Raw genomic sequence first — 13,447 nt, forward strand, 5'->3', positions numbered from 1 at the left:
GTGTCGCCGGTCATTCCATTGGAACAGACCAAAGGCCTCCGGGGAACCGTTGCGATAATCGCCCTGAGCAAGAGGATTGAACCCGCTTTCCGCCTGCACATTGCCCATGATCGCGGCGATCTGATGCGGCTTCAGACCTTTGGCCGCGAAGAAGGCCCAGACCTGTTGCTGGACATTGGCGCTGCCGCCAAGGCCTGCGGCACCCGCCGTGCCATAGCCGCCCACCGCCCCGGCGGAACTGGCCGAGAGCAGGTTGGCCACGCCCGGCCCGCCGATCATCACCGTGGCGGCGGTGACCGACATGGAGTGCACCGGCGCCGTGGCCTGTGCGGCGAGCGCCCGTTCGTTGATCGGATTCTGGCCGGTCAGCCGCCCCCAGATGCCCGACCAGCCGCCGACATCGCCCCAGGTGCCGAGATCGGTGCCGAAGATCGCGTTCTTCAGCGGATTGCGCACCGCGAGGTCGAAGAACATCCCCTCGATCTCGCCCAGCATCTCCGACAGCGCGCCCTTCAGATCGCCGCCGCGCAGCCTGTCCAGCACGCTGTCGATGGCATCCTCGCCCGCCGACTGAACCCGCTTCCAGGCATCGGCCTGCGTCTCGATGCTCCGGGCCAGTTCGGCCCGCGCCAGCGCGTTGCGGCGGATCGCCTCCGCTTCCTCGCCCACAAAGCCGCGCTCCCGGATCTCGCGTTCCGCCTGCACCAGCGCCAGCACCCGTGCCCGCACGGCCTCGGTCTGACCGGCCAGCGCCAGTTCCAGATGCAGCTGCTGCACCGCCTCCTGCTGACCGCGCAGGAAGTCCAGCTGTTCCTGACGCAGCCCCGCCAGCGCCCGGGTGCGCACCTGCTCGGCCGAGGCCGCCGCCACCGTGGCATCGGCCCCCGCCGCGATCTGGCGCGCATATTCCTTCTCGGCCTCGATCTGCGCCCGCATCTGCGGATTGCGTTCGGCCGCGAGCCGGGCGTCATAGCCGTCCATCAGCCCGGTGGTGGCAATATCGTTCAGCGCGCGCTGGCGGTCGCGTTCGGCCTCGGCCGCCGCCCGGGCCAGCGCGCGCATCCGGTGCGCCTCGGCCTCAAGGAGGCCCATCTTGCGCTTGCGGATCTCGACCTCCGCCTCGGCCAGCGCATTGGTCCGCAGCCGTTCGGCATTGCTGGCCCCGATCAGCCCGGTCTCGCGGGTGATCGCCGCCAGCCGGTCCTGCTGATCCGCCATCCACTCCCGGCGGGCCTCGAGCGCCGCCTGTTCCTGCGCCGCCAGCTGCAGCGAGAGGCTGATCCGGGCGCGCAGCCAGTCGGCGCTGCCCTTCTCGACGCCGATGCCCTTCAGGCGCAGATCGAGGTTCTCGCGGGCCTGCGCGGCCTTCAGCCGCTCGACCTCGATACTGTCCGACCCGAACCGCGCCGTCACCGCCAGCAGGTCGGCCTCCTGACGATAGCCGGTGACCATCTGGTCCACCTGACGCTTCTTCGCCTCGGCCTGCGCGGTCTCGATGGCCTGAATGCCGAGCAGGGTATTCGCCCGGTCGCGGATCAGGTCGATCAGCTTCTGCTCGTCATCTGAGGTCTCGCCGTTCAGCGCGACCAGCTGTTCCACCTGCTGAAGCAGGATCTGCATCGCCGCCGTCTGGGCATCGATCCCCTCTGCCGTTTCGACGCCCCTGATCGCCGCCTTGAAGCTTTCGATCTCGCCGCCATAGGTGCTGAGCGCCGTATACCCGCCGCCGAGACCGAAGAAGCGGCCGATCCGCGATGAGGCAAATTCAAGGTCGGGATCGGTGCGCGGAATGCTGAGGGTTTCGCGGAGGGCATTGCCCGTGTCCTTCAGCTTCTGCGCCAGCGTCATGCGGTCGAGGTTCGACAGCACCGTGTAGAGGCCAAGCGCCGCCGCCGATGCCTTGCCAAACTGTTGGGCCAGATCGTCCGAACTGGCGTTGACGATGGCCATGCTCGATTTGTACCGCTCGAAGGCGGTCTTCACCGCCTCCATCCGCTCCTCGAGCGACCTGGCCGAACCGGCCAGCGCCATGAGGCCCTGAATGCCCACCGCCGCCAGCGCGGTCAGGCCGATGGCAGCAAGGCTGGTGGCGTTGAAGATGGACAAGAGCCCTTGTGCCAGTCCCTTGGCAGCCTTCTCGCCGCCACCCATCTGCTGCGCGATGCCCGCCAGCTGCGAGCCCTGCTGCAGCCCGATCATCAGCGGGTTCATCCCCATCGCCGCCGTCACGCCGATGTCGAAGCCCTGCGCCCCGATATTCGCCGTATAGGGATTGGGCCCGGCACCGCCGCGCGAACCGGGACGCTGCATCGGGGCCAGCATGCCCTGCGCGGCCGCCGCCCGCGCGGCCCCCGCCTCGCGCGCCGAGATCGCCCCCAGCCGTTCCGCCTCGGCAATATCGCGCAGCGCCATCTCATACTGCCGCGAGGCCGCGAAGAGCGGGTTATAGCGCGCCCGGAGCTCGTCGAGCATCAGCCCGTGCCGCAGGCCCGAGGCGGTGCTGTCTTCCGCGGCCCGCGACAGCCCCGACCAGGCGGCAATCGCCCGCTGCATCGCGGTTTCCTGCGCGGCAAGCGCGGTGGTCATGCCAACGAGCCCGGTCTGGGCATGGCGCGCCCCGGCGGCAAGGCCATCCAGCACCGGCGTGGTGGTGGCGCCAGCCGAGGCCAGATCCCGCGCCTCAGCCGCAACGCCCCGCGTCGCCTGCGTCAGATCCGCCATCTCGCGCCGGGCCTGATCGGCCACCACGCGGATCAGCATGTCGAGATTGATCTTGCCATCGGCGGTCATGATTTACCTGCTGTTCAATGCGTCTTTTGCGGCGGCCTCGACGGTCTGGAACCCGGCCCAGAGTTCGGGGGTGATCGCGATCCCGGCGCTGTCCCAGGCGGCGCGGCAGGCGGCGTAATCGAGACCGAGCCAGAGGGGCGGCCCGCCGAAGACCGGCGAGACCCGCCACTGGTTGCTGACCGCGAAGAAGGCCTCGAGCGCGGGAAGGTTCTCGGCCCAGAGCCCGAAGCTCCGGTCAGCCGCCTCAAGGGCGAGCCCGAAGAAGGCCGCATCGGCTTCGGCCGCGCGGCGATCCGCGCCGGAGAAGCCGCCCCCGGCCCAGAACCGCCCCGCCTCGCTCAGTTTCCCCGCTTCGCGCCCAGCATCGCCGCGTTGTAGGTCTCCAGCAGCGCCACCCGCACGAAGGGCAGATCGATCATCCGGTCGCGGTTGGCATCATTGAAGGCGATCTCCTCGCCCGCATCATCGACCACGCCCTCCCAGCCGGTCAGGATCTCGCGCAGATAGGTCGCGGTCCCCTCGGCCGTCATCGTGTCATGGGCCGTCACCTCGCTGACCGGCAGCGCCCGGAACCGCGCGGTGAAGGTCTGGGTGTCATGCCCGCCATCGACAGGCACCGAGAGTTTGACGGTGTGCGAGAACTCGGGCTTTTGCAGCAGCTTGAACAAGGGAAGGCTCCTTCAGGTGAATGCGAGGGTCAGCTGGTCATTGCCGCTGTCCGGCAGCGGCACGCCGCGCAGCGGCCATTCGACGATGCGGTTCTGCTGTTCGAGCCCGGCGGGGCGCTGCAGCTGCAGGCGCGGCACCGTCAGGGTGCAGATCTTCCCGGCGCCGGTGCCATGCACGAGGCTCAGCGGCACCAGACCGCCCGCCGCCGCCAGCGCATAGGGGTTCAGCGTGGCCAGCGGCACCGCCTCGACGGTGAAGTCGATCATCTCGGAGATCTTCTCGATGATCACGCTTTCCGAGCCGATCAGGAACCGGGTCGAGACGGTATTGCCAAGGTTCAGCGCCAGCGAGCGCAGCACCAGCGCGGTCGCATCCACCGTGAAGCCGGGCGTATTGGCCGAGGTCGCCACCTGCGGGAACTGGCTGAGCTGGGTGCCGAGCGTGACCGTGGGCAGCGCCTGCGACGACGGCTGCACGAAGAGCCCGGTCAGCTCCGCCTCCAGATAGACGATGCCCTGGGCATTGACCCGCAGCGTGCCGGTGCCGCGCGCGCCGAGGATCTTGTAGAGCGTGCCCGCGATATTGAGGCAGATCGTGGCCGAGGAATGGTTCTTCGACACCCGGCTGTAAGTCACCGAAGCCCCGGCGGCGATCACCTCGGCAAAGCCAAGCGCCTTCAGGACCGGCCCGAAGGCCGGGGCGCTGCCCGCCGTGCCCGAGCCCTTCAGCTCGACCTTGAAGGAGAGCTTCGCATGCAGCCCGGTCGGAATGGTGCCCGAGGCGCCCATCCACGGCATCTCGAGCGCCCGGTCCACATCCTGCCCCTCCATCGGCGAGAGCCGAACATCGGTGGCAAGGATCGCATTCGCCGCGCCGGTGGGCGTGGCATCGACCCCGTAGCTGGTCTCGGTCTTGAGGAGGAGGGTTTTCTCGTCCCAGTAAAGCGGCATTTATTCCTCCTTTACGGCGGGTTTTGCGGGCTTTGCCGCAGGCGGTTTCCGGGGAGCGGCCTCGTCGAGCGGGGTCAGGCTGCCATCGGCATTGCGGATGTAGCTGCCGCCCTCTGCGGGCAGCGGATGGGGCGCGGTCATCGCGAGATCCTCAGCTGATCAGAAAGGGTGAAGTTGATCTCATAGATCGCGATACCGCGTGCGAAGGCACGAAGCTGCGCACCACGGAACATCAGCACTCCGAGATTTTCAGCCGGGTTCCACCCGGCCAGTTTCAATGCCACCTGTTTGATGAGTGGCTGGGCGTCATTCATTGCCAGCCGTTCGCCATTCTGGTCATGGGCTCGCAGGCTGAGAACAACTGCGATTCCCCAATCGATCCCCTGCACATATGCGCCGGTCACAACTGTGGTGTTCGGCAGGACCGCGATGCCCGTAGGAATTACATGTGCGCAGGGTGTAAGTGTCGGCGGCGCGTCAGACCGCATCAGATTTGCAAGATCGGCCGCCGCGTAAACACGGCGCTGTAGCGCAGGAACTTCAGCCTTCAGATGGGCGATGATTTCAGGTATCATTGCAGTCCCGCCACAATGTCTGAAAAGTGCGCTTCTGCTAACTCCACGACTGTCGCTTCGTCATCCTGCGATAGACCAATGTAAGGTCTCGCCGGAATGTCACCCCACGGCAGCATGAAGAAGTAGTCCTGACTTTTGGGTCGTTTGGTTGAAGGGCGGGTACGGCCAGCACGTGCTCCGAATTGCCCTTGTTCGGCCCCCTCCTGATGGATGCGTGCATAGGGTGCATTCGAGCCCACCATTACGTGATCCGTCCCTGCCCAAGCATTGATGCTGCCCAGCAATAGCCCGGTTTCATAGAGCGTCTTGCCGCCATGCTCGCGCGCGCGCTGGCTCTGCGGCCATAGACTGCCGTCCGGAGCGCGATTGGTGGTGTCGATGCGTGAACGGGCGCTGGAAACAAGGACTCGCCCCATATTGTCCATCAGCACCGTCATGTCCGAAAGTGCGTCACGCAAACCTGAAAAGACTCGCGACGCCTCGGTTTCGTTGATTGTGACAATCATTGTAAAAGCCATCAGAACCCCCGCAGGCTGTCGCGGGTGATCTGCCGCTCTGCGCCTTCTGTCATGGCGATGCCCGGCGAGGTGGCGATCGGGGCGGGGCCGCCACCGATTGCCACCTCACCCGCCGCCACACGCTCCAGATAGCGGATCGCCGCGTTGCGCAGGGTTGCCTGCGCCGTCATGTCGTGGCCCACATTGATATAGAGCCGATGGAGGGCGAGATCGCGGCAGATCACCTTCAGGTGGCTCGGCGGATCGGCCAGCGGCGTGGAAACCACCTTGCCGATATAGCTGTCGATCTCGTCCGATGCATCCTGCAACGCCTGGGCGATGACGGCCTCGTCCACGGTATCGCTGTCCCCGGCCAGATCGGTCAGACGGACCAGATCCCGCTCGGGCAGCGGCGCGCGGAACTCGGCGACGGTGACATAGGCCATCGGTTCACGCCCCGCTCAGGACGGTGAACAACGGATCGTCGCGCAGCCGGCGCAGCGCATCGGCATCCAGCAGGCCGGCGGGCACCACGGTTTCACCGTGCGGCCAGCGGCGGCCGAGACGCCGGCGCCCGTCCGTAGCATGGCAGACGACACGGATGTCGGCCTCAGCGGGGCCACCATCGCGGGTGGCAGTATCGGCCGGGGGGCGGGTCAACGCGGCCTCCGCCGCAGCGGCGGGGCCGCTCGTCACCGGCGCGTCAGTCGAGGCGGTGTCGGGAGCCGCAGGGGCGGCCTCGTCGCCTGCGGCATCGGGGTGGGTGGCGGAGGGGATGGTTGCATCCGCCTCCGCCGGTGCCGCCGCCTGCTGCGGATCGGCCGTGATCGGCGCCTTGGCCTCTTCGGGCGGGGTGCCCTCAAGGCTGTCTTTGGCGCCCTGGGTATCGGGTTTGTCCGAGATCTTCGGCTTCCGGGTCATGGATCAGCTCCTGTCGGTTTATCGTTGGGGGCGGCACACCGCCCCCTTGGGAAACCGACCGCCGGTCAGAGGGTCAGGCGGCCCTCGACATGCAGGTCAGCGGTGTTGCGCCACTTGTTGGTCGAGCCGTTCTCGGCACGCTCATCCATCAGGATTTCGCGGGCCGCCCCTTCCAACGCGGCAGGCACCACAAGCAGCTTCGGTTTCAGGTTCAGCTTGCGATCCCGATGCCCCCGTGCGCCGATCATGGCCGCCCGTGCGGCGGCGTAGTTCTCGGGCGTCAGATCCTGCCGCGAGCCGATGATCAGCTGCCAGGCACCGAAGCCAGTGGCGCAGCGGCGCTTGGCACCCCAGATGAACTCGTCCTGAAAGAACACGTTGTCGTCGTTCAGATTGGTCTTCGGGGTGATCCGGGCGGCCGAACGGTCCTGAAAGATGAACGGCTTGATCGGCCGGGTGTCGTCGATCAGATACCAGGCCGCGCCCGAACCGCCCTGACTGTTGGAGACCGACTGCTCTTCGCCATTGACATCCTGAACCGGGTGATCGGTGTCGAAGAAAAACTGACCGTCATAGTGCTTCGTGGTCCAGCCCAGTTCGAGCTGAGCCCAGACCAGATCGTCGGGCAGTTCAGCGGCAGATTGCGCAAGATCCTCGACCACAGGGGTGTAGATCCCGTATTGATCGTCATCGATCTTGTCCACGGGGATGGCAACCGTGCCCTCGAACTTGCGGTTCTTGATGATGAACCCGTCTTCTTCGAGGCGCTGGATGTAGCGTTCCCCGATCCATTCCCGCATCGGACCGAGTTCCGAAAGCTTCGGATAGGCTTCCTGCCCGGTGGTCGAGCGCACCGTCATCGCGATCCGCGAATAGGTGGTTTCAGCGCCAGTGAGACGGGTGTTGAAGGCCGTTTGAATGGCCGTGTTGAGGGCGGCCAGTGCGGCGCGGGTGATATCCATTGCGGATCTCCGATCAGAGGATTTCGACGACAACGCCCTCGGGCGTCACGTCCAGACATTTGCCTGCGGCGATGGTGCCGGTGGCCGAAGACCCGACCGTGGTGTCATCGACGACGTAGACAGTGCCGCCGATATGGGCGCGGGTGACCGGGTTCGTGGTGTCATTCGCCACGAGGAACGGGCCGCGTTCGATATCGACCGCCACATCCCCGGCGGCACCGGCGCTGTTGTCGGCCTCATCCAGCGCCACGCCCCGGATGCGCGTGGCGGAAGGCGCCGCCTTGACCGCGAAGCCCGTGGCATTGAGGGCGACCATTGCCCCGGCGAAGATGCGGGTCGTGGCCGCGACCGGGTCGCGGAAGCGCTGGCCAATGCCGACACGGGTGCGCGGGGTGTTTTTCGTGAGCGCCGTCATGGATCAGACCTCCTGCATCGCGCTGCGCTGTTTCAGGAAAGCGTCCTCGCTGACGCCCATGCGGGAGGCGACCTGCCGTTCCAGCACGTCGAGGCCGTCACTTGCCGTTTTCAGCGGCGGTTTCCGACCGGCAAGCTGACGCTCACCAAGGTTGACCCGCACCGGCGCGACAGCGGCCCAGCCCTCGAAGGCCGACAGGTCTTTTGATGCCAGCTGGGTCGCCCAGTCTTCCAGGTCGGGAGTGAGCTTGCCCTCGTCGCGCGCCTTCTCCAGCGCGGCATCGACCTTGTCCTTGCCAATGTCGGCCTGAAGTGCGGCCAGCTGGGTTTGCAGCGCCGAGAACGAAGCCATGGGCACGAATTGCGCCGGATCGGGCGCCTTAGCGGTCAGCCGGGCGCAGATCTGAGTGACGGCATCGCCGCCGGTCACCTGTGCGGCTGCTGTGATCGAGGCAAGTTGGGTCTCAGCGGCGGTAAGCGCGGTGACGCGCGCCACGATATCGTCGGTCCGGTCGGCGGCAATGCCGAGCAGGCCCGCGATCTGTTCGATCGGTTCCATCGGGTTCAGATCCTCTCTGGATGCGAGTTGGCGGAGTTGTGGAAGTGCGGGGGTGTTCACCAGACCGGCGCCCTCGATCAGCACCACCTGACCATCGGGGCGGTTCTTGAAGACCGGGCTGACGAAGCGATAGGCGCGCTCGTCGAGGGCCTTGCGTCCCTCCGGCGTCCATTCGACCGAAGCCATGATGCGGCCGCCCTCGACCACCATGCCGGTGATCCAGCCTGCGGCGCGGCTGTCGGATTGTCCGGCCGCGGCGAAGGACCGATGATCGAAGTCGATGGGCAGGACGTTGCCAGCGGCAAGTTGCAGGCTGGCGTCGATCACCACCTGCGGATCGTCCAGCCGGAAGGCCGGACGCCGGTCAGCCGTCTTGAAGGCGCCGACCGGGATCAGCTCGATCCGGTCGGATGGTGCGGCGGGCAGCGCGACGGCGGCACAGATGTTTCGGACAAGCTGGGTCATGGCCATCATGTGCCATGACGATCCGGGAAAAGGCCCCGTAAGCCGGTTTCCGGGGGACCGGCTTGCCGGTCACGGGAATGCAGGGGGAGAGGTCGGGCGGGATACCGTTCAAAAACCCCGGAGCGCGTTCAAAAAGGCCCGAGCCGGGTTTTCGCGGGGGATTGCGCACCGCAGGGCCTAGCGGGCCTCCAGAGGCGATTTTTGAAGAGCTTCCTCAATGGCTGCTATCTGGGCCCTAGTCATTTCGATCTGATTATCCCGCATCGGATCGGATGGGTCAGCCTCAAGCTCCCGCAGGCGCTGTTTCCAGGCGTCCAGGTCGCAAGGGTGCGGATCAGGTCTCAGGACGGGCATTGACAAGCCTCTGCAACAAATCCGCGTATCTCTCCATCAGTTGGGCAACGCGCGCGGACATTCTGAAATGATAGGTAAGGACGCCCTGTTTCTCAAGCCAGAGCATTCGCGCATGCCCAAATATCTCTTGTCCTTCGGGATCTGGCAGTGCCTTCAGCTCTTCCCAAAACATCAATGTGCGGGATTTGCCAAACTGCTTCACAGCTTCGGTATAGATCACATTCCGGGTTCTGACCGCGCGCCATATCGAGCCGCCGGGTGTAATCGCCGTCACAGAATGGCCTGCGGTGTCGAGCAGCATTTGAAGATCCGCCCGCGAAAACGTCGCCTCGGACACATGGCTATGCAGGAAACTGGCATCTGTGGGCGCGGAAGAGAGGTCGAATCTCACACTGTCCGGGGTAGCAGTCTCTGCTGTGATCATCTTGATAGGCTGTGAAGCCGCATCGGTGATGACCAACGTCTCGCGGCCGTCCCCGACGCGGCGCAGTCGCAGGCCCTCAATGATGCCGCGTTCTAAGGCGCGACGATCAGGGGTGAGGTCCGGGGTCATCCGGTCCCAGTCCTGCCCGAGGTCGAGCCAGGCAGCGCCGGGGTTGCCGTCAAACCCCGGATTGACGCCCGCGGGCACCATGAAACTCTCGCCCGTGCGCTTGTTGGTCCAGGGTTCTTCCTCCAGATCCAGCGGCGGTGAGACGGTCTTGCCCTCGCGCCGCAGCTGGCCTTCGGTCAGTTGGTGGACGGTGCAGCCGCAAAAGTAACCGTTTGGCGGATAGATGCGCCGCCAGATCGGGTCATCGACATGCCAGATCTTGCGATGGAACCGGGCGTGATCGTGGCGTTTGGTCGGTCGCTCGATCTGAACATATTCCAGATAGGGCAAAGCGCGCTTGGTGCGCTGAATGCTGGCCCAGTGCCCGGCCGCATGCGCGGTGCGCATATTGGTGTCGAATATCGTGCGCAGGCGGCGCATCGACCCAAGCTGCACCTCCTGCGTTTCCCCGGTCAGCGGATCAGTCTGGATCGACCGCCCCCACCAGCCCAGTTCCTTCAGGCGCGGTGCCAGATCGGCCGAGGCCTGCTGAACCGTCTTGCCCTCGGCCAGCAGCCGGTCAACCTCTTCGCGGATCGCGGTCAGGACATCGTCCCGCATGGCCTTCGCCACCACGAAATCACGCGCATGTTCCTCGCGGAAATGATCGAGGTGATGAAACCGCTGAAGCTGCGCCGCAAATCCCTTGCTGCGGAAATACTCGATCGCTTCCCGATGCGGCAGCGCCTTCAGCTCGATCTTTGCCATGGTCAGTCCCTGATCCCGGCGCCGGTTTCACCGGCCAGCCGCGCCGCGAAGGTTGATCGCGCCAGCAGGTCCAGCACCGGCCCTGGCGCCGCATCGCGGAAGACGGCCAGAATGTCCTGCACCTCATTCATATCGCGCGCGCGCGCGAGGGATTCGAGCAATTCGCCAAACTCGGCCTCCATGGCGCGCTGCATATCACCGTCCCGCAGCAGCTCGTCGATCAGCGTATCGATGCTGTCGCCGTCAGGATCAGCCTGCCGGGAAGCAACCTGCCGCGCGTCGGGCGGCGGTGCTTCCGCAGGCGGGACAACCGGCGGCGGCTCCGGCGGGGCTGGTGGTGTCAGAACCTCTTCGCCGTCTTCCGGTTCGCGCAGGGCAAAGACCTCGCGGATCTGGCTGACCGCGATCTTCAGCCCGGCTTTCGGGCCACGCTCCATCAGATCCAGCATCAGGTTCGGGTCCACCGATTCCGGCGGCGGGAAGCTGATATGGGGCAGCGGCGTCCCCTCGGGGAAATTCAACCGGCGGAGCGCCCCGGCGATGTCGCGTTGCAGCGTGGCGGCCAGCTGTTCGGCATCGGCATCGCGGATGTCATCGCGCACCTGTTCGTGGATCTTGCCGACCGCATGGCCACCCGCAATGGCGTCAGTGGTGGCGACCTGACCCAAAATCCCCTTGGAGATCTGTTCGTCCCAATAGCGCGCATTGCCCTCATACATCTTGTCCGCGCCATTGGTGGCGCCGGGCACGACTTCGAGATCCATGTCCTTCGGGATGATCGCCGCCATATCGACGCCGATCTGCCGCGCGGCCTTCAGCAGGGTGCGGCGATCCTCGGGCGAGCTGGACGGCCCGTATTTGCCGAGGCGAAGCGGGTGGCCATAGGCTTCGAGGAAGATGGCCCAGTCCTTCAGGGTGTAGTTCTTGAAGAGATAGGCCCATCCCGCCAGCCGCGCGAGGCCACCCCGGATCGGCAGGCCGGATTTGGCCTTGGCCAGATGAATGACGAAACTGTCGGCGCGCAGGGGCTGAGGCCCGGCGTTATCGCGCAGATAGAGGTAATTGCCGTTGGTGCCGTCGAATTCGAACCAGGACGGATCGACCCATTCCAGCCCTGCGACGCGCAGGCCCTTGCCCTCACGCTCCCAGAGGATTTCGCAGACGGAAAAGCTCTTGCCGAGCGCATCCATCATGTCGATCAGCGTGGTGCGCACGGCGGCGGACTCCAGCGTCTCGCGGGTCATGGCGGCCAGTTCATCGGCCGCTCCGCTCTTGCCGCCCGGATCGACCTGCAATTCCAGCGACCGGATCGCCCGCTTCCTGACGCCCAGCACGGCGGCATAGTGCAGATCCTTTTCCTCCATCTGTTCCGCGAACTGGAGGTATTCGGTCGCATCCCCGGTTTCCGCTGTGCGCAGGATACGGGCCAGCCGCGGCGGGGTCAGGCCATCGGCCGGGTGCCCCGCCTGGATCGAGCGCACCGACCCCACGGTCGCCACCGCCTGCCGTTCCAGCAGGTCACGGGTCGCCGCGCGCTGCATGGGCCTGCCAAATTGATCGAGTAGTGCCATTACCATGCCCCTCCGCCCCAGCGCCCGCCGGTGGCCTCTTCTTCATCATCCGTGTCAGGATCGGCCCAGCGGCTGCGGGTGCCGGGCACGGCCTCATATCCAAAGCTTTCCGGCCCGAGGTTCGCGGCTGAGACCGCCAGCGCCAGCGCCCAGAAGCGGTCAGCGTGGCCGTCGCTGTCACCGTCCGCCACCAGGCGCCGGATGCCGGTGACGCCAACCTGCGACTTGATCGAGTGCAGATCGGCGCGCAGCACCGGGTCGCCCGCCGGGATGCGGGTCTTGCGGTCCTGCATCGACTCCTTCAGCGTCGTCGCCATGTCGAGCTTGGCGGCCGCGCTGAACAGAACGCCCTGGACGCGATCCTCGCCATGATTGCGCTTGGCATCCTCGACCGGCTTTTCGCCCATGCCGGTCTGGTCCATCGCCACGCGCACCACGCGATACCGCTTCATCACCCCGGCCAGCAGTTCATCCTGACGCGCAAAGCTGATCCGGCGTTCCGCGATGATCTCGCGCACCATCAGCACCTCACCCACCAGCTCGACCACCACGATGACGAAGAGGTCATTCCGCGCGGCGATATCGACGCCGACGAAGCACAGCCCGCCCATGTAATGTTCGGGCAGGCCCGCAGTATTCGCCTCGCAGGCGGCGATCAGGTCGTAATCCAGCCAGCTGGACGCCTCGTCCAGCCATTGCAGTTCGTATTCCTGCGCCCAGGCATCCGGGTCGGCCATACCCCGGCGGAGCATGTCGATATCGCGATCCAGCCCTTGCCGCACCGCCTCGTAAATATCGACCACGTGGCGCGACCAGACCGAATTCTCGGCCGTCATCAGCTCGTAGAACTTGTTCCCCTTGCCGTTGGGGGTGGAAATCACCCGCAACTTCAGCCCCGATCGGGAAATGACCGGGAACAGCGCCGCCCAGATCTCGCGCGATTTGGCATGGAAGGCGAATTCGTCGAGGATCACATTGGCCGAGAACCCGCGCGCGGTGTCGGGGTTCGCGGGCAAGGCGGTGATCCGTGATCCGTTCGGGAAGGCCACTTCCAGCTGCTTGTAGACCGCATCCGGGCCTTTCTCTTGCGGGGCGCGAAACTCGCCTTCGTGAAAGGTCGGCTCGCCCCCCTTCAACAGGGTGTTATAGACCTCGTAATAGGCCCGCGTGAAAGGCTTGATGACCTCGGTCATCATCTCGGCCGCCTGCCGTTCCCCCCGCGACAGGATCACCCACCGCGCGCGCCGGTCCTCGGCCCAGGCGGTAAAGCAATCATCCGCGCATTCCCCGCCGGTCGAGAAGGTCTTGCCGGTCTGGCGCGAGAACATCCCGATCTTGAAGCGCGACTGATCGGCGATCCACCGCCGCTGATAGGGCAGAAACTGGATCACCGGCGAGGTGGGAACCGTGGCGGCCATAT

Annotated in this window: 15 protein-coding genes; all 15 read right to left on the reverse strand. The window is 65.8% G+C overall.

Going from position 1 to position 13,447, the window contains the following annotated elements; genetic code table 11:
* The coding region (locus IE126_RS11200; RefSeq protein ID WP_194678698.1) for a phage tail tip lysozyme at positions 1 to 2,790 on the reverse strand (2,790 nt) is incomplete at its 3' end.
* A 3-nt stretch (positions 2,791 to 2,793) separates the two neighbouring features.
* A complete protein-coding gene (locus tag IE126_RS11205; RefSeq protein WP_189381047.1) occupies positions 2,794 to 3,132 on the reverse strand; it encodes a DUF1799 domain-containing protein in 339 nt (112 codons plus the stop codon).
* Positions 3,129 to 3,458 (reverse strand): phage tail assembly chaperone, encoded by a 330-nt coding sequence (locus IE126_RS11210; protein ID WP_189380996.1) that lies wholly within the window; start codon positions 3,456 to 3,458, stop codon positions 3,129 to 3,131. Before IE126_RS11210 ends, IE126_RS11205 begins: the two co-directional genes overlap by 4 nt.
* A gap of 12 nt (positions 3,459 to 3,470) precedes the next feature.
* Complete coding sequence (locus tag IE126_RS11215) at positions 3,471 to 4,409, reverse strand: phage tail tube protein (protein ID WP_189380997.1); 939 nt, start codon at positions 4,407 to 4,409, stop codon at positions 3,471 to 3,473.
* A complete protein-coding gene (locus IE126_RS11220) occupies positions 4,410 to 4,550 on the reverse strand; it encodes a hypothetical protein (protein ID WP_189380998.1) in 141 nt (46 codons plus the stop codon).
* On the reverse strand, positions 4,547 to 4,984 hold the full coding sequence (locus IE126_RS11225; protein WP_189380999.1) for a phage tail terminator protein: 438 nt from the start codon (positions 4,982 to 4,984) through the stop codon (positions 4,547 to 4,549). Before IE126_RS11225 ends, IE126_RS11220 begins: the two co-directional genes overlap by 4 nt.
* Positions 4,981 to 5,502: a phage virion morphogenesis protein gene (locus tag IE126_RS11230; protein ID WP_189381000.1), complete on the reverse strand. Its 522-nt coding sequence runs from the start codon at positions 5,500 to 5,502 to the stop codon at positions 4,981 to 4,983. The genes IE126_RS11225 and IE126_RS11230 overlap by 4 nt, the downstream gene beginning before the upstream one ends.
* A complete protein-coding gene (locus IE126_RS11235; RefSeq protein WP_189381001.1) occupies positions 5,502 to 5,927 on the reverse strand; it encodes a gp436 family protein in 426 nt (141 codons plus the stop codon). The genes IE126_RS11230 and IE126_RS11235 overlap by 1 nt, the downstream gene beginning before the upstream one ends.
* Before the next feature lie 4 nt (positions 5,928 to 5,931).
* On the reverse strand, positions 5,932 to 6,402 hold the full coding sequence (locus IE126_RS11240; protein WP_189381002.1) for a hypothetical protein: 471 nt from the start codon (positions 6,400 to 6,402) through the stop codon (positions 5,932 to 5,934).
* A gap of 65 nt (positions 6,403 to 6,467) precedes the next feature.
* Positions 6,468 to 7,364 (reverse strand): Mu-like prophage major head subunit gpT family protein, encoded by an 897-nt coding sequence (locus IE126_RS11245; RefSeq protein ID WP_189381003.1) that lies wholly within the window; start codon positions 7,362 to 7,364, stop codon positions 6,468 to 6,470.
* A gap of 13 nt (positions 7,365 to 7,377) precedes the next feature.
* On the reverse strand, positions 7,378 to 7,779 hold the full coding sequence (locus tag IE126_RS11250; protein ID WP_189381004.1) for a hypothetical protein: 402 nt from the start codon (positions 7,777 to 7,779) through the stop codon (positions 7,378 to 7,380).
* Between the two features lie 3 nt (positions 7,780 to 7,782).
* Positions 7,783 to 8,811 (reverse strand): phage protease, encoded by a 1,029-nt coding sequence (locus IE126_RS11255; protein WP_189381005.1) that lies wholly within the window; start codon positions 8,809 to 8,811, stop codon positions 7,783 to 7,785.
* Between the two features lie 325 nt (positions 8,812 to 9,136).
* Complete coding sequence (locus tag IE126_RS11260) at positions 9,137 to 10,456, reverse strand: phage head morphogenesis protein (RefSeq protein WP_189381006.1); 1,320 nt, start codon at positions 10,454 to 10,456, stop codon at positions 9,137 to 9,139.
* A 2-nt stretch (positions 10,457 to 10,458) separates the two neighbouring features.
* A complete protein-coding gene (locus IE126_RS11265; RefSeq protein ID WP_189381007.1) occupies positions 10,459 to 12,027 on the reverse strand; it encodes a DUF935 domain-containing protein in 1,569 nt (522 codons plus the stop codon).
* Complete coding sequence (locus IE126_RS11270) at positions 12,027 to 13,445, reverse strand: terminase large subunit domain-containing protein (protein WP_189381008.1); 1,419 nt, start codon at positions 13,443 to 13,445, stop codon at positions 12,027 to 12,029. Before IE126_RS11270 ends, IE126_RS11265 begins: the two co-directional genes overlap by 1 nt.
* Positions 13,446 to 13,447 lie beyond the last annotated feature (2 nt).

It is taken from the genome of Gemmobacter nanjingensis (assembly GCF_014652195.1).
Lineage (GTDB): Bacteria > Pseudomonadota > Alphaproteobacteria > Rhodobacterales > Rhodobacteraceae > Gemmobacter > Gemmobacter caeni.

Bases quoted from the DNA above. Each gene is read 5' to 3' on its own strand.
- IE126_RS11250 (WP_189381004.1), bottom strand. From the start codon at position 7,779: ATGACGGCGCTCACGAAAAACACCCCGCGCACCCGTGTCGGCATTGGC.
- IE126_RS11260 (WP_189381006.1), bottom strand. From the start codon at position 10,456: ATGGCAAAGATCGAGCTGAAGGCGCTGCCGCATCGGGAAGCGATCGAG.
- IE126_RS11270 (WP_189381008.1), bottom strand. From the start codon at position 13,445: ATGGCCGCCACGGTTCCCACCTCGCCGGTGATCCAGTTTCTGCCCTAT.
- IE126_RS11225 (WP_189380999.1), bottom strand. From the start codon at position 4,984: ATGATACCTGAAATCATCGCCCATCTGAAGGCTGAAGTTCCTGCGCTA.
- IE126_RS11230 (WP_189381000.1), bottom strand. From the start codon at position 5,502: ATGGCTTTTACAATGATTGTCACAATCAACGAAACCGAGGCGTCGCGA.
- IE126_RS11255 (WP_189381005.1), bottom strand. From the start codon at position 8,811: ATGATGGCCATGACCCAGCTTGTCCGAAACATCTGTGCCGCCGTCGCG.
- IE126_RS11235 (WP_189381001.1), bottom strand. From the start codon at position 5,927: ATGGCCTATGTCACCGTCGCCGAGTTCCGCGCGCCGCTGCCCGAGCGG.
- IE126_RS11265 (WP_189381007.1), bottom strand. From the start codon at position 12,027: ATGGCACTACTCGATCAATTTGGCAGGCCCATGCAGCGCGCGGCGACC.
- IE126_RS11245 (WP_189381003.1), bottom strand. From the start codon at position 7,364: ATGGATATCACCCGCGCCGCACTGGCCGCCCTCAACACGGCCATTCAA.
- IE126_RS11215 (WP_189380997.1), bottom strand. From the start codon at position 4,409: ATGCCGCTTTACTGGGACGAGAAAACCCTCCTCCTCAAGACCGAGACC.
- IE126_RS11220 (WP_189380998.1), bottom strand. From the start codon at position 4,550: ATGACCGCGCCCCATCCGCTGCCCGCAGAGGGCGGCAGCTACATCCGC.
- IE126_RS11240 (WP_189381002.1), bottom strand. From the start codon at position 6,402: ATGACCCGGAAGCCGAAGATCTCGGACAAACCCGATACCCAGGGCGCC.